The sequence below is a fragment of the Streptomyces sp. NPDC047117 genome, assembly GCF_040643545.1.
Classification (GTDB): domain Bacteria; phylum Actinomycetota; class Actinomycetes; order Streptomycetales; family Streptomycetaceae; genus Streptomyces.
On the sequence record NZ_JBEYUN010000010.1, the window covers coordinates 218,318 to 237,428 of the forward strand.

Genomic DNA, 19,111 nt, shown 5'->3' on the forward strand with positions numbered 1-19,111 from the left:
TCCCGCGCTCGACGGTGAGGTGGTTCGATCATGACGACAAGCGTGCGTGACGGGTCGACGGAAGCCACGGTCAGCGCGATCGTGGCCGCCCATCAAGGCCGGCGCGGCCCTCTCCTGGCAATACTCCATGCCGTCCAGGCCGAACTCGGTCACATACCGGAAGAGGCGATCGCGCAGCTCGCCCGGGAACTCAACCTCTCCCGCGCCGACGTGCACGGAGTGGTCTCGTTCTACCACGACTTCCGGCGCGAGCCGACCGGCCGTACGACGGTGCGCATCTGCCGTGCCGAAGCCTGCCAGGCCCTCGACGCCGACGCACTCATGGCCCGCACCCGCGAACGGCTCGGCATCCCACCGGGCGACACGACCGCGGACGGGGCCGTCACCCTCGAGCAGGTCTTCTGCCTCGGCAACTGCGCCCTCGGCCCCTCCGTCCAGATCGACGGCACGGTGCACGGCCGGATGAGCCCGGACCGTCTGCACGCCCTCCTCGACGAGGCGGTCTCCTCATGACGGTCGTACCGGACTCTCCCGTGACGGTGTACGTCCCCCGCGACTCGGCGGCGAGATCCGTCGGCGCCGACGCGGTCGCGGAGGCCATACGCCGGGCCGCCACCGAACAGGGGCGGCCGGTCGAGGTGGTACGCAACGGATCCCGCGGCATGCTCTGGCTGGAGCCGCTGGTGGAAGTGGTGACGCCGCACGGCCGGATCGGCTACGGGCCCATCGACCCCGCGGACGTCGCGGACCTCGTCGCCGCGGGCATGCTCGACGGTGCCGAGCACACCCGCCGGCTCGGCGTCGTGGACGAACTGCCCTGGCTGACCCGCCAGACCCGGGTCACCTTCGCCAGAGTCGGGGTCACCGATCCCCTCTCACCCGAGGACTACGTACAGCACGGCGGCCTCGAAGGGCTGCGCAACGCACTGGAACTCCCGCCCGCCGACGTGGTCGCCGCGGTCACCGAGTCCGGCCTCCGCGGCCGGGGCGGCGCGGGCTTCCCGGCCGGCATCAAGTGGAAGACCGTACTGGACTGCGCGGACGACCTGAAGTTCATCTGCTGCAACGCCGACGAGGGCGACAGCGGGACCTTCGCCGACCGCATGGTCATGGAAGGCGACCCCTTCCTCCTCATCGAGGGCATGACGATCGCCGCGCACGCGGTCGGCGCACGCGAGGGCTACCTCTACATCCGCTCGGAATATCCCGACGCGGTGGCCACCATGCGCGCCGCGATCGACATCGCCCGCGAGCACAACTGGCTCGGCGGCCGCATCCTCGGCTCGGACCTCTCCTTCGACCTGCACGTGCGGGTCGGCGCCGGCGCGTACATCTGCGGCGAGGAGACCTCCATGCTGGAGAGCCTGGAGGGCAAACGGGGCGTGGTCCGCTCCAAGCCGCCCATCCCGGCCCTGCAAGGACTCTTCGGCAAGCCGACCGTGGTCAACAACGTACTCACCCTCGCCACCGTGCCGGTGATCCTCGACCGCGGCGCCGAGGCCTACCAGCAGCTCGGCGTGGAACGCTCGCGCGGCACCCAGGTCTTCCAGCTCGGCGGCAACATCGCCCGCGGCGGCATCGTGGAGACCGCCTTCGGCGTCACCCTGCGCGAGCTGATCGAGGACTACGGCGGCGGCACGCTGTCCGGGCGCCCGGTCCGTACGGCCCAGGTCGGCGGCCCGCTGGGCGCCTACCTGCCCACCTCGATGTTCGACCTGCCCATGGACTACGAGGCGTTCGCGGCGGCCGGCGCGATGGTCGGCCACGGCGGCATCGTGGTCTTCGACGACACCGTGGACATGGCGGCCCAGGCCCGCTTCGCGATGGAGTTCTGCGCCGCGGAGTCCTGCGGCAAGTGCACCCCGTGCCGGATCGGTTCGGTACGCGGCGTCGAGGTGATCGACCGGATCGTGGCCGGTGAGCGGCGCGACGACAACCTCGCCCTCCTCGAAGACCTCTGCGAGACGATGACCGAGGGTTCACTGTGCGCCATGGGCGGGCTGACACCGATGCCGGTGCGCAGCGCGATGACCCATTTCTCCGACGACTTCCTCGCCCGCGGCTCCCGGGGAGCGACACAGCCCGCGCGGGCGAACGCTGCCAGGATGGAGGGCACGGCATGAGCCTGCTCAAGGAACCCGACTTCGGCACCCCGGAACGTCCCGGGGAGGCAACGGTGTCGGTGGAGGTGGACGGCCTGGCCGTGACGGTGCCGCACGGCACCTCCGTCCTGCGCGCGGCAGCACTGGCCGGCGTCGACGTACCCAAGCTCTGCGCCACGGACAGCCTCGAAGCGTTCGGCTCCTGTCGGCTGTGCGTCGTCGAGATCGACGGACGCAAGGGCACCCCGGCCTCCTGCACCACGCCGGTCGCCGAGGGCATGCGGGTGCGCACCCAGACACCCAAGGTGGAAAAGCTCCGCCGGGGCGTCATGGAGCTGTACCTCTCCGACCATCCACTGGACTGCCTCACGTGCCCGGCCAACGGCGACTGCGAGCTGCAGGACATGGCAGGCGTCGTCGGGCTGCGCCAGGTCAGATACGGGTACGAGGGCGAGAACCACCTCGACGCCGAGAAGGACCGCAGCAACCCCTACTTCGACTTCGACCCGTCCAAGTGCATCGTCTGCTCGCGCTGCGTACGGGCGTGTGGCGAGGTGCAGGGCACCTTCGCGCTGACCATCGAGGGCCGCGGCTTCGACTCCAAGGTCTCCCCCGGGTCCGGCGAGCTGTTCCAGGACTCCGACTGCGTCTCGTGCGGCGCATGCGTCCAGGCCTGCCCGACCTCCACGCTCCAGGAGCGGTCCGTCGTCGACCTCGGCATGCCGACTCGTTCGGTGGTCACCACCTGCGCGTACTGCGGTGTCGGCTGCTCCTTCAAGGCGGAGCTGCGCGGCGACGAGCTGGTACGGATGGTGCCCTACAAGGACGGCGGCGCGAACGAGGGCCACTCCTGCGTGAAGGGCCGGTTCGCCTTCGGTTACGCGACCCATCCCGACCGCCTCCTGAAGCCCATGGTGCGCGAGAAGACCACCGACCCGTGGCGGGAGGTCGAGTGGGACGAGGCCATCGCCACCGTCGCCACCAAACTGCGGGACATCCAGCAGCGCCACGGTCCCGGCTCGATCGGCGCCATCAGCTCCTCGCGCTGCACCAACGAAGAGGTCTACGTCCTCCAGAAGATGGTGCGCGCCGCCTTCGGCAACAACAACGTCGACACCTGCGCACGGGTCTGCCACTCCCCCACCGGATACGGGCTGAAGCAGACCTTCGGCGAATCCGCCGGCACGCAGGACTTCCGCTCGGTCGCCCAGGCCGACGTCATCATGGTCATCGGAGCCAACCCGACGGACGCGCATCCCGTGTTCGCCTCCCGGATGAAGCGCCGGCTGCGCGAGGGCGCGGGCCTCGTCGTCATCGACCCGCGCCGCATCGACCTGGTGCGCTCACCGCACGTCGAGGCCGCACACCACCTCCAGCTCAAGCCCAGTACCAACGTCGCCGTCATCAACGCCCTCGCGCACGTGGTGGTCACCGAGGGCCTGGCCGACAAGTCCTTCGTCGCGGCACGGTGCGAAGGCTTCGAGGAATGGGCGGAGTTCGTCGCCCGCCCGGACAACAGCCCGGAAGCCACCGAACGCATCACCGGCGTCCCGGCGACAGAACTACGCGCAGCCGCCCGGTTGTACGCGCAGGCACCCAACGGCGCCATCTACTACGGCCTCGGTGTCACCGAGCACAGCCAGGGCTCCACCATGGTCATGGGAATGGCGAACCTGGCCATGGCCTGCGGCAACGTCGGCCGCGAAGGCGTGGGCGTCAACCCGATGCGCGGCCAGAACAACGTACAGGGCTCGTGCGACATGGGCTCCTTCCCGCACGAGTTCACCGGCTATCGCCATGTCGCCGACGACGCGGTCCGTACCGTCTTCGAGAACCTGTGGGGCCGCGAACTGCTCCCCGAACCCGGGCTGCGCATCCCCAACATGTTCGACGCCGCCCTCGACGGCGACTTCCGGGGCCTGTTCGTCCAGGGCGAGGACATCGCCCAGTCCGACCCGAACCTCAACCACGTCACCGCCGCCCTCGCGTCGATGGAGCTGGTGGTGGTGCAGGACCTGTTCCTCAACGAGACCGCGAAGTACGCACACGTCCTGCTGCCCGGCGCGTCCTTCCTGGAGAAGGACGGCACCTTCACCAATGCCGAACGCCGGGTCAACCGGGTACGTGCGGTGATGCCACCGAAGACCGGCAAGCACGAGTGGCAGATCATCTGCGACATCGCCACCGCCATGGGCTACCCCATGACGTACGACCACCCCAGCCAGATCATGGCGGAGATCGCGCAGGTCACACCCACCTTCCAGGGCGTCTCCTACGAGCTGCTGGACAAGCTCGGCAGCGTCCAGTGGCCGTGCAACACCGAGGCGCCGGAAGGCACACCGACCATGCACGTCGACGGTTTCACCCGCGGCAAGGGCAGATTCGTAGTCACCGCCTACATACCGACGGACGAACGCACCACCGCACGCTTCCCCCTCATCCTGACAACGGGCCGCATCCTCAGCCAGTACAACGTCGGCGCGCAGACGCGACGCACCGGCAACGTGGCATGGCACGCCGAGGACCTCCTTGAGGTACACCCGCACGACGCCGAGGTACGCGGCATCAACGACGGCGACACGGTCCGGCTGACCAGCCGCGTCGGTGAGACCACACTGCGCGCGTCCGTCTCCGACCGCATGCCGCCCGGCGTCGTCCACACCACCTTCCACCACCCCGTGACCGGCGCCAACGTCGTCACCACCGAAATCTCGGACTGGGCAACCAACTGCCCGGAGTACAAGGTGACCGCGGTACAGGTGGGGCCGGTCGGCAATACCCGTGGGAGTACCAGCACCGAGGCGGTCGAGAACGACGACCTACTGGCGGTGAGGGACTGAATGAGTACCTCAGCGCCCCTACCGCCGGAATGCCGGATGGCGAACGACATCGCCAGAGCCTTCCGGCACCTCCCCGACGACCAGGCCGCAGAAGCCGTCGCAAGCCACCTCCGCAGATTCTGGGACCCACGCATGCGCACCCGCCTGTCCCGATTCGCCGCCGAGGGGGCGGCGGGACTGTCCCCCGAAGTCATGGCAGCTGTAGGCCTGTTGGCGTGTACGGAAGGATGATTAGCCGTTCCAAGGCTCCCACAAGGCCTTCTCGTCCGGGCTGTCCGGCGGGCCCCACACCAGCATGCCGTCGATCAGCCCCGGCCGGTAGCCCGGGAACAGCTTCGGGTACTCCAGCCTGTCGGCCGTCTCCTCCAGGAACATGGTCAACGACTTGTCCTCGACCGTGCGCACGGCGGTCTCGTCCCACCCCCCGGTTTCGCCCGTCTCGCCGTCCACGAACCTGCCATAGCTCAGATCCGTGACGCTCCACGAGCAGAAGGGAAACCAGGACGGCCTCCACAGAGGCATCCCCTCTTCCTCACCCTCGCCGAACCGCCGCACCTGCCGGCGCCGGCTGTCCATGTGCCCCTGGTACGACCTCGCCACCGCGTCGAGGTCCATCAAGGCCCAGCCGTGATCCGGGAACAGCCCTGCCCCGCGAACATCGAGGCTTCCCGCACACAGCCGCCACAGCGCCCGCAGCCACACCGGGACCCGCACACCGATCGCCTCCTCCAGCGCGGCCACCTCGCTCTCCGACGCGCCGGGCTTGAGCGCGGCGTGCGTGGTGGGGGCGTGCCGGCGAAGCCAGATCTCGATCCGCCGCCAGGCTTCGGTCACCTGCCGCACCTGCACGGCATCCTCAAGCGGCCCCTCAGTCCGACCGGCGCGCTCGGGCTCTGCCGTCCGTGCAGGCAAGCTGGTCAGCACGTCCACCCTGCGTACCTGCACCGTGCCCTCGTCCAGCTCCGGCAGCCCGTAGGCGTAGTGCACGTCCAGCCCCGGACAGTCGTCAAAAGTCTCGCCGTCGACGTGGACCACATACATCGACGGCTCCCACCCCGGAGTGCCCAGCAACGGATCCTCCGCCAGCCGGCCGCACAACACCTTCAGCGCGTACGCAACACCCGCCCCCGACCGCGCGCACTGCTCCCGTACGTCCTCAGATACCTCAACCGCCATAGCGTCGGCCCCCTTCAGCCATTCCGCACCCCATCGGTGGCTGGGTCAGATTGCCATAGGCAGATCGGCAGATCCCCCGCGGTGGCGTCCTGACCTCCCGGATCGTCCACGTCCCCTTCGACCCGGCGCTTTTCACCACCTGGCACGGCGATCTCACCCGCCTCGGGCCCCGCACGATCCGCGCCCGTCCGAAACCGGCCGAACTCGTCGTTACGCCGCCGGGCTGACGGCCGGCCCTTCACGAGCACCGCCGGGAGACGGCATCCTGGACACACCCGACTCACAGGAGATGCGATGCGCCACTGGAAACCGGGCACGCGGCGGCTCCTCGCGGGAGCCTTGGCCGCGTCCGCCGGGATCGCGGCCCTCGCCGGTTTTCGCGGTCCTCCCGGGGACGGCGGCGGGGCCGTGGTGAAGCGGCCGACGCACGCCGAACGGGAGTCCTGGATGACGGAGAAGGAACTGCGGGAGATCCTGCGCAACGACGGGCCCAGGGAGTTCAAGTAGCGGCGCTCTTTCCGCTTGAACTCCCCGGACCATGTCAACTTTCCGGGCTGCTTCGGTCCCCCGAGCCGGAGAAGGCGGTTACTCGACGGACTGGTACACGGAGACCGCCTGTGCGCCGTGTTCGGAGGAGAACAGGTGGTTGTCCGTGTAGTTGCCGGACGAGTCCACGTTGCGGTGGCTGTTGGTGCCGACGATCTGCGGCGTGCTGACCAGGTTCTTGACCATCGGGCCGCCGGAAGCGCCACCGCCCATGTCGCAGTCCATCTGGAGCCGCTCGTCCAACGGGTTCCACTCGGAGGCGTCCACGGTGTCGCCGGCGCAGTACATCTGGTCCTCGCCGCTGAAGTCGCTGTCCGGCCGGTTGTAGCCGCGGCCGGGGTAGCCGAGGGAGAAGACCATGTCGTTGTCCGGGGAGTTGGAGCGGAACTCGTACCCGTAAGCGCCGACCTCGTCCTGGAGGTATCCGCGCTGCGCGTCCTTCTTGACGACCATGGCGCCCATGTCCGCGTAGCGGTAGTCCGGTTCGTCGATCCACTGCTGAGGGACGACGGAGTAGTCCTTCAGCCACCCGCCGTACGGGTCGTCACCGCCCTGGGAGCCGGGCAGGAAGATGCTGTTCTTGGTCCAGCCGCCGCTCTTCTTGTCGTAGAGGCAGTGCGCGGCAGTCCACAGCGTGGAGCGGTTCTCGTGCGTGATGACGGACGCCGTGCACTGTGCGGGCTTGCCGTTGGCCTGCTGGAACAGGAGGAGTCCGGTCTGCCGCCACGGCCACCGGTGCGGGAACGGCGTGCGCAGCGACCGGGACAGCTCGGGGCCGTCGGCGGCCGGCCGCGCCTTCTGGTCCGCGCTCCTGGCGCCCTTCGGGAGCGTCGGGCCGGCGGACATGGACACGTCGGGCAGGTCGGCGCCGCCGGTCGGGGTTCTCTGCTGCCGCGCGGAGGGCGGGTGGGCGGTCCCCCCGTCTGCGGGGTGGGCCATGGCCTGTGCTCTGCGCTCGGGTGTCCAGTAGGCGCGCACCGTACTGGGCTTCGCGGTCTCACGGTCGACCTGTACTCCGGGAAGGCGGCTGCCCTCGCCGGCACCGGGCGCGGCGGCCTGTGCGGTGCTGCCGAGGGCAGCCAGTAAAGCTGAGGCGGCCATGGCAGCGACGGTGATCCTGATGCTTCCGGCTGTTCTCATGCCGCGAGGAGATCACGCACATGCCCTTGTCATGAACGGGACAATATCGGCAGGGCTTGTTCCGCCCGGTTTCTGGCCGACCGCCGGGGGTTGACACCGCCGGACCCCATGAACGGCCGCAGACCTCCCCGATACCGCAAGTGCGGGTCAGAGTTGACCACACCCGCAACTCGAGCTCTGCACGGCGCGAAAGCCTGCTTCGGGCGATCCCCCGCGTCGCCCGAAGCAGGCAGCTTGACCGGATACCGCTCCAGGGGGAGTCGGTGTCCGGAGACGGACTGAGTATATTGGCCCAGAGCCAGTCAACGCAGGAGTTACAGAATGTCCCCCCGCAGCGCATCGGTCAACGAAGAATTGCGGCGGCGTTCCCGGGAGCGGCTGCTGCAGGCGACTGTCGAGCTGGTGGGCGAGCGGGGGTACGAGGCGACGACGCTGGGGGCCATCGCGGACCGGGCCGGGTCGGCACGTGGTCTGATCTCGTACTACTTCCCGGGCAAACGGCAGTTGCTGCAGTCCGCCGTGCACCGGCTGATGCATCTGTCGCTGGAGGCCGGGCTGACCCGGGAACCGTATCCGGACGGGCCGGACGCGGGGCGGGAGCTGCTCGCGCGGGCGATCGACGCGATCCTGGGGCTGGCCCAGGAGCGGCCCACGCTGATGCGGACGCACATGGCGGGCATCCTGACCGCCGAGGGGTTCATCAAGTGTCCCGAACAGCAGCGGCTCGCACAGTTGCTGCGCGACACGGTCGTCCGTTACGGATCGGCGGATCCGGACACCGACTATCCGCTGCTGCGGGCGCTGCTGATGGGTGCGGTGGTCGCCGTACTGCTGCCGGGCGCGCCGATGCCGGTCAGCCGGCTGCGCGGCGAGCTGTTCCAGCGGTACGGCCTGGACTGGTGGCTCGGGGCGCCGCCCGAGGGTGCCGTGCCGACGGAGGGTGCCGTGTCGGCGGAGGTGGGTCCCGGGGCGGGCCCGCTGTTGCCTGCGGGCCCGCCGTCGATCGTGGCGCAGGCGTCGGAAGCGACGCCGGGGCCGGAGCGGTCGCCGGAGTCCGGGCGATCGCCCGAGACCGAACTACCCGCCGGTCAGCGGTAGTCGGGCTGGGTCTGGACGTTCAGTTCGGACAGGTGGACCGAGCGCGCGCTGTCCGTGCGGCGATCGTCGATCTTCAGGACGTCGAAGCCCTTGGCCATGTCGTTGGAGTAGATGTGGCCGTTGTAGTAGTACGCGGACCAGGAGCCGCCGCCGACGAGGGTGTCGGCGGAGAGCGGACCGCGCTCGAAGTAGCCGATCTCCTTGGGCCTGGCGGAGTCGGTGAAGTCCCAGATGGACACGCCGCCCTGGTACCACGCCTGGACCATGATGTCGCGGCCCTTGGCCGGGATGAGCGAGCCGTTGTGCGCGACGCAGTTCTCGGTGTCGGCCTGGTGGCGCGGGATCTTGTAGTAGCTGCGGAAGACCAGCTTGCGGTGGTCGCCCTTGCCGGTGATGTCGTAGATGCCGTCCGCGCCGCGGTTCGGGCCGATCTTCTCGTTGCAGGTGGCGGCACCGCCGCCGCCCAGCTCGTCGGTGAACACGACCTTCTTGCCGCTCTCGTTGAACGTGGCGGAGTGCCAGAAGGCGAAGTTCACGTTGTCCTGGACGCGGTCGATGACCTTGGGCGCGGCCGGGTTCTTGATGTCGAGGAGGATGCCGTCACCCATGCACGCGCCCGCCGCCAGCTTCAGCTTCGGGAAGGTGGTGAGGTCGTGGCAGCCGGTGGTCTGCGAGACCCCGGGGTTGGTCGAGCCGCCGGGGTTGCCGCCGTCCGGGAAGAGCACGGGGAAGTCGACGACCGCGGCCTTCTCGGGCGCGGAACGCGGCACCTTGATGACGGAGATGCCGTCGTGCGGCGGCCGGCAGTCGGGGAACGCCTCGCTGGGTGAGTACGAGGAGACGTAGACGTACACGTCCTTGCGGTCCGGGGCCAGGGTGTGGGTGTGCGAGCCGCAGGCGGTCTCGACGGCGGCGACGTACTTCGGGTTCTCCTTGTCGCTGATGTCGAAGACCTTCATGCCCTCCCAGGAGGACTTCTCGGTCGCGGGCTGCGTGGTGCTGCTGCAGGAGTCGTCGCTGCGCGAGGAGTCGGTGGAGAGGAAGAGCAGGTCACCGGAGACGGAGACGTCGTTCTGCGAGCCGGGGCAGAGGACCTGGCTCACGGTACGGGGCTTGCTGGGCCGGGAGATGTCGTAGATCGCGAAGCCGTCGTAGTTGCCGGCGAACGCGTACTTCCCCTGGAAGGCGAGGTCGGAGTTGGTGCTCTTCAGCGCGGTCTTGGGGAGATTGGCGAGGTGCCGGACGTTGTCGCTGTGGACGACCTCGTCCACGCCGGGTATCTCACCGTCCTTGATGGCCTCCTTGGTGTCGGCCCGCTGGCCGCTGCTCACTTCCCGCTGCACGGACGGGGTGTCGCCCGGGTCCGGGGTGGCGGCGGCCGGTCCGGCCGCGAACAGCGAGGCGAGCAGGCCGCACGCGGCGACGGCCGCGCGGAGGTGACCGCGGCGGCCGAGGGGGCGTGGCAGAAGTGGTCTTCGTACGGTGGGTCTGTGCGTCGACGACGTCACAGCGTCCTCCCTTGGAGTCCGTTCGGGGTGGGAACGGTTGTTCTGGCCCCGGAGTTGACCCTGGGTAGTATCGCGCTGCTCATGTACATCTCAATAGGCCGCAAAGAAGATGTCACACATGGCCTGCGGGATCAGTGAACGGTCCGGCCGAGAACAGGAGTTCCCCCGTGAAGCGTTCCAGGAGAGTCGCCCTCGCAATCGTCGCGGCCGCAACCGCCGCGGTGCTCGGGGCCGGCGGATGTTCGGCGGGCGGTGGCGGTGCGACGGACGCGGCTGCCGGTGAGGCCGGGCAGCGGGTCATCGCCCCCGGGAAGCCCGGCGAACCGGCGCGCACCCTCTCCGCCGACGAGGCACGCAAGGAGGCGGGCGACGACTCCCCGAACTCCGCCGACTTCGCATACGTACAGATGATGATCGAGCATCACCGGCAGGCCCTGGTGATGACCGCGCTGGCGGAGAAGCACGCCGGGGCGGCGTCCGTGCAGCGGCTCGCCGACCGGATCGACGCGGCGCAGCGGCCCGAGATCGACGCGATGAAGGGCTGGCTGACCAGCCACGGCGGCCCGCGCGAGCTGCAGGGGCACGACGGACACGGGGATCAGGGCAGTGAGCACGGAGATCACGGTGGGCAGGGTGAGGGTTCCGATGAGCACGGCGGTGAGCACTCCGCGATGCCGGGCATGGCGACGGAGGCCCAGCTCGACAACCTGCGCAAGGCCAGCGGCAAGGGCTTCGACGAGCTGTTCCTCACGCTGATGATCACCCACCACCAGGGCGCGGTGACCATGGCGACCGAAGCCCTCTCCGACGGCAACAACGTCCGGGTGGAGGAGATGGCCACCGACGTCATCGCCCAGCAGACGGCAGAGATCGACCGCATGCGGAAGCTGACGCCCTAGATCTGCTCGCTGCCCTCGTCGACCAGGGTGCGGTCGCCGTGGCGGGCGGTGGCCCGGCGCCACGCGAGCTGCTCGGCAGAGGCGTCGCTGAGCGCGCGGGCCGTTCGAGGCGTGGACCGGTGTCCGGTCGGCTCTGCGGCGGGTGGGCCGGGGCCGGGCATGTGTTTCGGTGCGTTCCCGTGGGGTTTTGCGCCACTCCAGGGGGCGCGACCGCGCGGTGGCCTCCCCTACCCCGTCCGACGGTGCGATCCTGGAGGTATCCCGCGGAAGGGGCCTCCCAGTGCTTCGTGTCGCAGTGATCGGATCGGGACCGAGCGGGGTCTACACCGCTCAGGCTCTCGTCCAGCAGCAAGCCGTACCGGACGTCGAGGTGTACGTCCTGGACCGGTTGCCATGCCCGTACGGCCTCGTCCGGTACGGCGTGGCACCCGACCACGAGAAGATCAAGACCTTGCAGGGCACGCTCAGAACCGTGCTGGAGCACCCGCGTGTCCATTTCCTCGGCCACGTGGACGTCGGCACGGGCGGGCTCGACCACGCCGAGCTGCGCCGCATCTTCCACGCGGTGGTCTACTGCGTGGGCGCCGCCACCGACCGGCGGCTCGGCGTCCCCGGTGAGGAGCTGCCCGGCAGCCGCTCCGCCACGGAGTTCGTGGCCTGGTACAGCGCGCATCCGGACGCGGCGGCGGCCGGCGCGTTCGCGCTCGGCGGGCAGTCCGCCGTGGTGATCGGCATGGGCAACGTCGCCGTCGACGTCGCGCGGATCCTGGCCCGCGCGGCCGGTGACCTGGTGCCGACGGACGTGCCGCAGCCCGCCCTCGAAACGCTCGCCGGGAGCGGTGTGCGCGACGTCTGGATGGTGGGGCGGCGCGGCCCCACCCAGGCGAAGTTCACCACGAAGGAGCTGCGGGAGCTGGGCGTCCTGCCCGGCGCCGATGTGGTCGTACGCCCGGACGAGCTGGCGATGGATCCGGCGTGCAGCGCCGACCCGGGTGCGCTGCCGGCCGTCGTGCGCCGCAACGTCGACGTGCTGCGCGAGTGGTCGCGGCGGCCCGTTCCCCCGCCGGACGGCCCGCGGCGCCGCATCCACCTGCGGTTCTACCTGCGCCCCGCCGAGCTGATCGGTGACGCGGCGGGTGGGGTGCGCGCCGTGCGGTTCGAGCGGACGGCGCCGGACGGGAAGGGCGGGGTGCGCGGCACGGGGCGGTACGAGGACATCGATGCGGGGCTGGTGCTGCGGTCGGTGGGGTACCGGGGCGTGGCGCAGCCGGGGCTGCCGTTCGACACGGCGACGGGGACGGTGCCGAACGTGGAGGGGCGTGTGCTGCGGGACGGCACACCGTGCCCGGGTGAGTACGTCGCCGGGTGGATCAAACGCGGGCCGACCGGCGTGATCGGCACGAACCGGCCGTGCGCGAAGCAGACCGTCGGCTCGCTGCTCGAGGATGCGCCGGGGCTGGCCGGGCGTGAGCTGCCGGACGATCCGGTGGCGGCGCTGCGGCGGGCGGGGCAGCGGCCGGTGCCGTGGCCGGGCTGGCTGGGCATCGAGGCGGCGGAGGCGGCGCTGGGCCAGGAGCTGGGCCGCACGACGGTGAAGATCCCGGACTGGGAGGAGCTGTTGGAGGCGGCGCGGGCGGGACGATGAGGGCGGCCCCGTACGGATGACCCATCCGCAAGGGACCCCGCACGGGTGACCGATCCACGAGGGACCCCGTGCCGGTGACCGACCCACGAGGGAGGGCCCCGCTACCCCCGCCCCGTGGGGAACCCCGCGCTGACCAGGAAGCCGCCGTCGCCCGTCGGGTGGGCGGCGAACGTGCCGCCGAGCAGCAGTGCGCGTTCCCGCAGGCCCAGCAGGCCGTGGCCGCCCTCGGGGAGCGAGTGGCCGGGCTCCTCGGGGGCGGCGGCCGGCGCGGCGGGTCCGTTGCGTACGTCCACGGTCAGCTGCTCCCCGGCCGTGCCGGCGTCCCGTACCTCCGCCGTGACCCGGACCTCGGCACCGGGTGCGTGCTTGCGGACGTTGGTGAGCGCTTCCTGGACGGTGCGGTAGGCGGCGCGTTCGACCGCTTCCGGCCAGCTGCGCGCGTGCGCCTCGGGGCCGTCGCCGAGCACGCCGCCGAGGTCGAGGGCGACCCGCAGGCCGCTCTGCGCGGCGAGGCGGGGCAGGTCGGCGAGCCGGGGCTGCGGAGCGAGCCCGGCGCCCGTGCCGCCGCCGGAGCGCAGCGCCCCGACCATGTGGCGCAGCTCTTCGAGGGTCTTCACGGCGAGGTCGCGCACCGTGCCCGCGCGTTCCCGCGAGGCGTCGTCCCGGCAGGTCACCTGGAGCGCGCCGGCCTGCAGGCTGATCAGGCTCACCTGGTGGGCGACGACGTCGTGCATCTCGCGGGCCAGCCGGGCCCGCTCGGTGGTCACCGCCCGTTCGGCCCGCAGCTCCGCCTCGCGGTGGCGGCTCTCGGTGAGGTCCCGGACGCGGTCGCGCAGCTGGCTGCGCATCCGGGCCCAGCGGCCGAACACGGCGGCGCCGGCGCCGAGGACGCAGGAGTCGAGCACGTCCAGGGTGCTCTGGCGGCCGGCGGTGGGGGTCCAGTCGCCGAGCGGGTACGGGAGGTAGTGCGCGAGGGCCAGGGCCAGAGCGCCCGCCACCACGACGGCGGTACTGGCGCGGCGCGCGGCGAGCGTGCAGAGCGCGATCATCGGGGCGAACCAGATGTACCCGATGTACATGCCCAGCAGCGACACCACGAGGGCGGCCTCGGGGCAGCGGCGCCGGACGAGCAGGACGAGGGCCGACGCGAGCGAGAGCCACAGCGGCAGGCCCGGCTCCGTACCGTTGACGAGGAAGGCGTCCAGCAGGCCGAGGGCCACGGGGAGCACCTGCGTCAGGAGGGCGCGGGCGGGTACGGCGTGGTGGCGGACCCGGGCGACGACGGTCGCGCCGTCGGTCACGGCCGCGCGTCCCCGTACGCCCTGTCCCGCTCCACCGGGCCCACCAGGCCCGCGCGGTCCGCGATCACCGCTGCCTGGACGCGGTTGAGGCCGCCGAGCTTCGCCAGCAGCGCGCTGACGTGGTCCTTGACCGTGCCGTGTGCCAGGTGGAGGCGGAGCGCGATGTCGCCGTTGGACAGGCCCTCGCCGACCAGCGCGAGCACCTGCCGCTCGCGGTCGGTGAGGCCGCCGACGCTGCGTGCCGCGGCGGCGTCCGGCTTGCCGCCGAGGTAGCCGCCGATGACGGCCGGGGTGACGCCGGGTGCGAGCACCCGGCCGCCGTCGGCCAGGACCCGTACCGCGTGCACCAGTTGTTCCGGAGCGGTGTCCTTCAGGAGGAAGCCGGCGGCGCCCTCGTGCAGCGCGGCGCCGAGGTACTCCTCGCCGTCGAAGGTGGTGAGCATGGCGGTCTTCGGCGGGTCCGGCAGGTCGCGCAGCCCGCGCAGGACGGTCAGCCCGTCCACGTCCGGCATGCGGATGTCCAGCAGCAGTACGTCCGGGCGGTGGGCCAGCAGGGTGGCGCGCGCCTCGCCGCCGCCGCAGTCGGCGACCACGTCGATGTCCGGCGCCGAGCCGAGGATCAGCCGCAGCCCGGAGCGGACCAGCTCCTCGTCGTCCACGACCACGACCCGAATCACCCGTGCTCCTCGTTCCGGCGCTGTCCGCCGCCGGATCCGGCGGCGCTCTCCACGATCGAGGTTACGGCAGGTAAGGGGCGTCGGAGCGGCACCTGAAGACGAGATCGACGGTGTCCGCCCCCGCCGGTCGGCGGGGCGTGCCGAAGTCCGGCGGGGGATCCGCCGGCGGGCCGGGGACGGCGAGGGTGGCGGGCATGACAGGAAAGCACGCCGCCCCCAAGGCGCGGTCCCGGCGGAGCGCGGCGCTCCGCCGGACCGTACTGACCACCACGGCACTGACGGGCCTCTCGGCCACGCTGGTCGCCGCCTCGCCCGGCTGGGCCGACTCCGGCCGGGCCGCGGTCGGGCACGCCGCGCCCGACCGCGGTCTGGTGCCGCAGTATCTGAAGCCCGGCCGCGGCGGCGCGGACGAGCGGGCCTTCCTCCAGCGGAACCGCCTGCTGGAGCGCGTCTCGGGCAAGCTCAACGGCAAGCTGGACATCCCCGCGAAGATCCGGATGACGGGCCGTTCGTGCGGCAACAGCGACATCGCGTACGACCCGGAGAAGGGCCGGATCGACGTCTGCTACGAGTTCGTGGCGGAGGTCCGGGACATGTTCAAGGACGCCCGGTACGGCAGGGTCGGCGAGCGGACGGCGGGCGTGGTGTCCGAGACGCTGTACCACGAGTCGGCGCACGCGCTGATCGACAAGCTGCGGCTGCCGTTCACGGGGCACGAGGAGGACGCGGCCGACCAGTTCGCGGCGTACCACCTCGTCCCGCAGGGCGCCAAGGGGCAGCGGTCGCTGCTCGCCGCGGCGGAGAACTACGACCTGTACGCGCGTCAGGAGGCGGGCCACGTCGACTTCTCCGACGAGCACTCCCCCAGCGCCGCGCGCGCCGCGAACTACCGCTCCTACCTCTACGGCGCCGCTCCGAAGCGGTGGGCCGCGCTGGTCGACGGCAAGCACCTCACGCGGAGCCGCTCGGAGTACTCCCGGGAGGAGTACCAGGACCTCAGGACGGGCTGGTCGCACCTGCTGCGGCCGCATCTGCGCTGAGGCCGGCCGCGTCCTGCCGCCGGGCCGCCGCCAGGACGGTGTCCAGGAGGCCGGGGAAGAGCTCCGCCAGGTCGTCCCGGCGCAGTGCGTTCATCTTGGCCGTGCCGCGGTAGGTCTGGGTGATCACACCGTGCTCGCGCAACACCCGGAAGTGGTGGGTGAGCGTGGACTTGCTGACGGGCGCGTCGAAGACAGAGCAGGAGCACTCCCCTTCGGCGTCGGCCAGGACCCGCACGATGCCGAGCCGTACGGGGTCGGCGAGCGCGTGCAGCACGTCCTCCAGCCGGATGGCGTCGCGGCTCGGGTGGGCGAGCACGCGCGGGCCGCCCCCTGCGGGTGTGGAGGTGGCGGCGGGCGGCATGGACAGCTCCTGTCGGTCGGCGCTCCCGGACGGTGCGTTCCCGATGTACGAGAACCATCGTAGTTCTCCACCGGTCGGACCGCCAGGGACGCCTCTTCAGGCGCCGCACCAGTTCCGGGTGCGGCGCTTCGTCGTACCGTTCCGGCGCGCATTCACCGGGTGAACTCGCGCCGGACCCCTTGCCAAGCCAAGATAGTACGTGTTCGGATTATCTCTGTCGGGGCGCGCAGGGAATACGCGTCTCCGCAGATCAGAGCATGTACGGCGGGCTCATGAAGCATGCCCGCCGCGGCCCCGGGCGGCGCTGCCGCCGCACCTCACGACGAACTCCACGAGCCACACCCGTACGCCCTTGGAGGATTCCGTGTTCGACCTCTCTTCCGTCGACCTCCTCGACGCCTTCACCCGCGAACTGCGCCTGTGCAAGCTCCGCAACGACGAGCACGTCGTCGTCCTCGCCGAGCCGGGCAGCCGCGGCGACTACGTGGCGGCCGCCTTCGGCGCGGCAAAGGCCTGCGGCGCCCACGTCATCGCGGCCACCGTGCCCGGCGGCACCCCCGCGCCCCTTCCCAGCACCCACACCGGCGCAGGGCCCGGCCTGACGTCGGTACTGAACGACACCACCGCCCAGGAGCTGCTGAAATCCGCCGACCTGGTCGTGGACCTGACCCGTGAAGGGTTCATCCACGCGCCCGTGCAGCAGGAGATCCTCAAGGCCGGGACGCGCATCATCTTCGTCTGCGACGCCCCCGAGGTCCTCATCCGCAACCTGCCCAAGGAGGCGGACAAGGAAGCGGTTCTGGCCGGTGTCGACCTGCTGAAGCGGTCGTCCGTCATGCGGGTCACCTCGGCCGCGGGTACGGACCTGACCGTACGGCTCACCGGCTCCGAGCCGGAGTTCCAGTGCGGTTTCGCGGACGACCCCGGGCGCTGGGACCACTGGCCGAGCACGATGGTGCTGTGCTGGCCGGAGATCTCGGACGGACACATCGTGCTCGGCAAGGGCGACATCCTGCTGCCGTTCAAGGAGTACGTGCGCGAGCCGGTCACCCTCGACATCTCCGGCGGGCACATCGACAAAATCAGCGGCGGGGCCGAGGCCGACCTGCTGAACACCTTCTTCGACGACTTCGACGACAAGTGGGGACGCAGCCTGTCCCACATGGGGTGGGGCCTGATGCGCACCGCCGACTGGTTCGCCACCGCGATGTACGGCAAGGACGAGCTGATGGGCATGGACGCACGGGCCTTCGCGGGGAACTTCCTGTGGTCCACCGGACCGCACCCGGTCCTCGGCCGCGAGTCCTACGCGCACCTCGACATCGCGATGCGCGGCTGCACCGTCTCGGTCGACGGCACCGATGTCGTCGTGGACGGCAGGCTCACCGACGACGGCTGACGGGCCCGGCCGCGGCCCCGCGGACCCCGTATCCCGGCAACGCCTTGCCTCACCACTCCCTGGAGGAACAATGGCGCCCAGTCAGTCCTACGAAGTCACCCTCGCCGGCGGCGGCCTCGGCGGCATGACCGCCGCGCTGGCACTGCGCCAACGGGGCCTGCGGGTCACCGTCCTGGAACAGGCACCGCAGCTCGGCGAGGTCGGCGCGGGCATCCAGACCGCGCCGAACGCCAGCCGGGTACTGCTCGGGCTCGGGCTGCGCCGGCGGCTGGAGGCCATCCACACCGAGCCGCTGGACCAGGTCAGGCGGCGCTGGCAGGACGGCCGCGTCGTCGGCCTCACCTCGCTGGGCCAGCACTGCAAGGACCGGTACAACGCCCCCTACTGGCACTACCACCGCGCCGACCTGCACCGCGTACTCATGGACGCCTGCCTCGACCCGGCCGGGCCAGGACCGGTGGTCCGGATCCACACCTCCAGCCGCGTCGCGGAGGTGGACCGGTCCGACCCGGCACGGCCGGTGGCCGTCACCGACGACGGGCGGCGCTACCCCGGCGACGTACTGATCGGCGCCGACGGCATCCGCAGCCGGGTGCGCGACCTGATCGGCGCCCCGGACACACTGGAGTTCTCCGGCGAGATGGCGTTCCGGGCGCTGATCCCCGGCGACCTCGTCGCCGCCGACCCCGCGACCCGCTGGCTGGTCGACCGGTACCAGAGCACCATCTGGTACGGCCCCGGCCGGCACCTGGTCCACTACATGATCCGCCGCGGGGAGTTCCTGAACGTCGTCGCGTGCGTGCCCTGCACGGACGAGGTCGCGGAGAAGTGGACCGTCGCGTCCACACCGCAGGACCTGGTGGACGCGTTCCCCGGCTGGGACGACCGGGTGCCCGCGATGCTCTCCAAGGCCAAGGACGACGTCAGCTGCTTCGCGCTGTACCACCGGCGCCGGGACCCGGTCTGGATGGACGGCCGCGTCGCACTGCTGGGCGACGCCTGCCACGCCATGCTCCCCTACCAGGCGCAGGGCGCCTCGCAGGCGATGGAGGACGCGGCGGTGCTGGCGGAGGAGCTGGGCGCGGTCAACAGCGGTGAGGTGGAGGCGGCGCTGCGCCGCTACGTCGACCGGCGGGCCAAGCACGCCGGGATGGTGCAGGACGCCTCGCTCCAGAACAAGACCTTCTACCACTTCCCCGACGGCCCCGAGCAGTCCGCGCGGGACGAGACGCTCAAGCGATTCGACGGTGAGTCCGATCTGTCCTACGAGTGGCTGTGGCGCGGCACCCCGCTGCACGACCCCGACTCCGTCGCCTTCTCCTACCCGTTCGCCCGCTGACAGTTCTTCCGCTCACCCACCGCACCGGCACCCCGCCCCG

Annotated in this window: 18 protein-coding genes; 11 read left to right on the forward strand and 7 right to left on the reverse strand. The window is 71.1% G+C overall.

What is annotated here, in order from left to right; genetic code table 11:
• Positions 1 to 30: 30 nt before the first annotated feature.
• From ABZ840_RS21310 to ABZ840_RS21325, 4 genes are read left to right on the forward strand one after another with little or no spacing between them, the layout of a single operon-like run.
• Positions 31 to 513, forward strand: a complete 483-nt coding sequence (locus ABZ840_RS21310) for a formate dehydrogenase subunit gamma (protein ID WP_361561633.1) — start codon at positions 31 to 33, stop codon at positions 511 to 513.
• Positions 510 to 2,123 carry an NADH-quinone oxidoreductase subunit NuoF gene (locus ABZ840_RS21315; RefSeq protein ID WP_361561634.1) on the forward strand — a complete coding sequence of 538 codons (1,614 nt, stop codon included), beginning with the start codon at positions 510 to 512 and terminating at the stop codon, positions 2,121 to 2,123. The genes ABZ840_RS21310 and ABZ840_RS21315 overlap by 4 nt, the downstream gene beginning before the upstream one ends.
• Positions 2,120 to 4,942 (forward strand): formate dehydrogenase subunit alpha, encoded by a 2,823-nt coding sequence (fdhF, locus tag ABZ840_RS21320; RefSeq protein ID WP_361561635.1) that lies wholly within the window; start codon positions 2,120 to 2,122, stop codon positions 4,940 to 4,942. The genes ABZ840_RS21315 and fdhF overlap by 4 nt, the downstream gene beginning before the upstream one ends.
• A 36-nt stretch (positions 4,943 to 4,978) precedes the next feature.
• The gene (locus ABZ840_RS21325; RefSeq protein ID WP_361561636.1) at positions 4,979 to 5,173 is read left to right on the forward strand and encodes a formate dehydrogenase subunit delta; all 195 of its coding nucleotides are present in this window, start codon (positions 4,979 to 4,981) and stop codon (positions 5,171 to 5,173) included.
• Here the strand turns inward: ABZ840_RS21325 and ABZ840_RS21330 are convergent, their stop codons facing one another.
• Positions 5,174 to 6,118 (reverse strand): SMI1/KNR4 family protein, encoded by a 945-nt coding sequence (locus tag ABZ840_RS21330; protein ID WP_361561637.1) that lies wholly within the window; start codon positions 6,116 to 6,118, stop codon positions 5,174 to 5,176. It abuts the gene before it with no gap.
• A 294-nt stretch (positions 6,119 to 6,412) separates the two neighbouring features.
• On the opposite strand from ABZ840_RS21330, the gene ABZ840_RS21335 reads away from it, so the two are divergent.
• On the forward strand, positions 6,413 to 6,625 hold the full coding sequence (locus ABZ840_RS21335; protein ID WP_361561638.1) for a hypothetical protein: 213 nt from the start codon (positions 6,413 to 6,415) through the stop codon (positions 6,623 to 6,625).
• Positions 6,626 to 6,703: 78 nt separating this feature from the next.
• Here ABZ840_RS21335 and ABZ840_RS21340 read toward each other — a convergent pair whose 3' ends face one another.
• The gene (locus ABZ840_RS21340; RefSeq protein WP_361561639.1) at positions 6,704 to 7,765 is read right to left on the reverse strand and encodes a hypothetical protein; all 1,062 of its coding nucleotides are present in this window, start codon (positions 7,763 to 7,765) and stop codon (positions 6,704 to 6,706) included.
• 360 nt (positions 7,766 to 8,125) lie between these two features.
• Here ABZ840_RS21340 and ABZ840_RS21345 point away from each other — a divergent pair, with 360 nt between their 5' ends.
• Complete coding sequence (locus ABZ840_RS21345; protein WP_361561640.1) at positions 8,126 to 8,902, forward strand: helix-turn-helix domain-containing protein; 777 nt, start codon at positions 8,126 to 8,128, stop codon at positions 8,900 to 8,902.
• On the opposite strand, the gene ABZ840_RS21350 is transcribed toward ABZ840_RS21345, so the two are convergent.
• Positions 8,893 to 10,368 (reverse strand): hypothetical protein, encoded by a 1,476-nt coding sequence (locus ABZ840_RS21350; protein ID WP_361561724.1) that lies wholly within the window; start codon positions 10,366 to 10,368, stop codon positions 8,893 to 8,895. The two genes, ABZ840_RS21345 and ABZ840_RS21350, sit on opposite strands and share 10 nt — an antisense overlap.
• 209 nt (positions 10,369 to 10,577) lie before the next feature.
• On the opposite strand from ABZ840_RS21350, the gene ABZ840_RS21355 reads away from it, so the two are divergent.
• Positions 10,578 to 11,309, forward strand: a complete 732-nt coding sequence (locus tag ABZ840_RS21355) for a DUF305 domain-containing protein (protein WP_361561641.1) — start codon at positions 10,578 to 10,580, stop codon at positions 11,307 to 11,309.
• On the opposite strand, the gene ABZ840_RS21360 is transcribed toward ABZ840_RS21355, so the two are convergent.
• A complete protein-coding gene (locus ABZ840_RS21360; protein WP_361561642.1) occupies positions 11,306 to 11,470 on the reverse strand; it encodes a hypothetical protein in 165 nt (54 codons plus the stop codon). The genes ABZ840_RS21355 and ABZ840_RS21360 overlap by 4 nt on opposite strands.
• 119 nt (positions 11,471 to 11,589) lie before the next feature.
• Here ABZ840_RS21360 and ABZ840_RS21365 point away from each other — a divergent pair, with 119 nt between their 5' ends.
• Positions 11,590 to 12,954, forward strand: a complete 1,365-nt coding sequence (locus ABZ840_RS21365) for an FAD-dependent oxidoreductase (protein ID WP_361561643.1) — start codon at positions 11,590 to 11,592, stop codon at positions 12,952 to 12,954.
• A 101-nt stretch (positions 12,955 to 13,055) separates the two neighbouring features.
• On the opposite strand, the gene ABZ840_RS21370 is transcribed toward ABZ840_RS21365, so the two are convergent.
• Together ABZ840_RS21370 and ABZ840_RS21375 are read right to left on the reverse strand one after the other, a co-directional pair.
• A complete protein-coding gene (locus ABZ840_RS21370) occupies positions 13,056 to 14,255 on the reverse strand; it encodes a histidine kinase (protein ID WP_361561644.1) in 1,200 nt (399 codons plus the stop codon).
• Positions 14,252 to 14,932, reverse strand: coding sequence for a response regulator transcription factor (locus ABZ840_RS21375; RefSeq protein WP_361561645.1), 681 nt, complete (start codon positions 14,930 to 14,932; stop codon positions 14,252 to 14,254). The genes ABZ840_RS21370 and ABZ840_RS21375 overlap by 4 nt, the downstream gene beginning before the upstream one ends.
• Before the next feature lie 194 nt (positions 14,933 to 15,126).
• Between ABZ840_RS21375 and ABZ840_RS21380 the strand changes: the two genes are divergently transcribed.
• Positions 15,127 to 15,972: a DUF4344 domain-containing metallopeptidase gene (locus ABZ840_RS21380; protein ID WP_361561646.1), complete on the forward strand. Its 846-nt coding sequence runs from the start codon at positions 15,127 to 15,129 to the stop codon at positions 15,970 to 15,972.
• Here the strand turns inward: ABZ840_RS21380 and ABZ840_RS21385 are convergent.
• Complete coding sequence (locus tag ABZ840_RS21385; protein WP_361561647.1) at positions 15,929 to 16,333, reverse strand: helix-turn-helix transcriptional regulator; 405 nt, start codon at positions 16,331 to 16,333, stop codon at positions 15,929 to 15,931. The two genes, ABZ840_RS21380 and ABZ840_RS21385, sit on opposite strands and share 44 nt — an antisense overlap.
• A gap of 364 nt (positions 16,334 to 16,697) precedes the next feature.
• On the opposite strand from ABZ840_RS21385, the gene ABZ840_RS21390 reads away from it, so the two are divergent.
• On the forward strand, positions 16,698 to 17,732 hold the full coding sequence (locus tag ABZ840_RS21390) for a hypothetical protein (RefSeq protein ID WP_361561648.1): 1,035 nt from the start codon (positions 16,698 to 16,700) through the stop codon (positions 17,730 to 17,732).
• 70 nt (positions 17,733 to 17,802) lie between these two features.
• Positions 17,803 to 19,071 carry an FAD-dependent monooxygenase gene (locus tag ABZ840_RS21395; RefSeq protein ID WP_361561649.1) on the forward strand — a complete coding sequence of 423 codons (1,269 nt, stop codon included), beginning with the start codon at positions 17,803 to 17,805 and terminating at the stop codon, positions 19,069 to 19,071.
• The last annotated feature ends 40 nt before the right edge of the window (positions 19,072 to 19,111 follow it).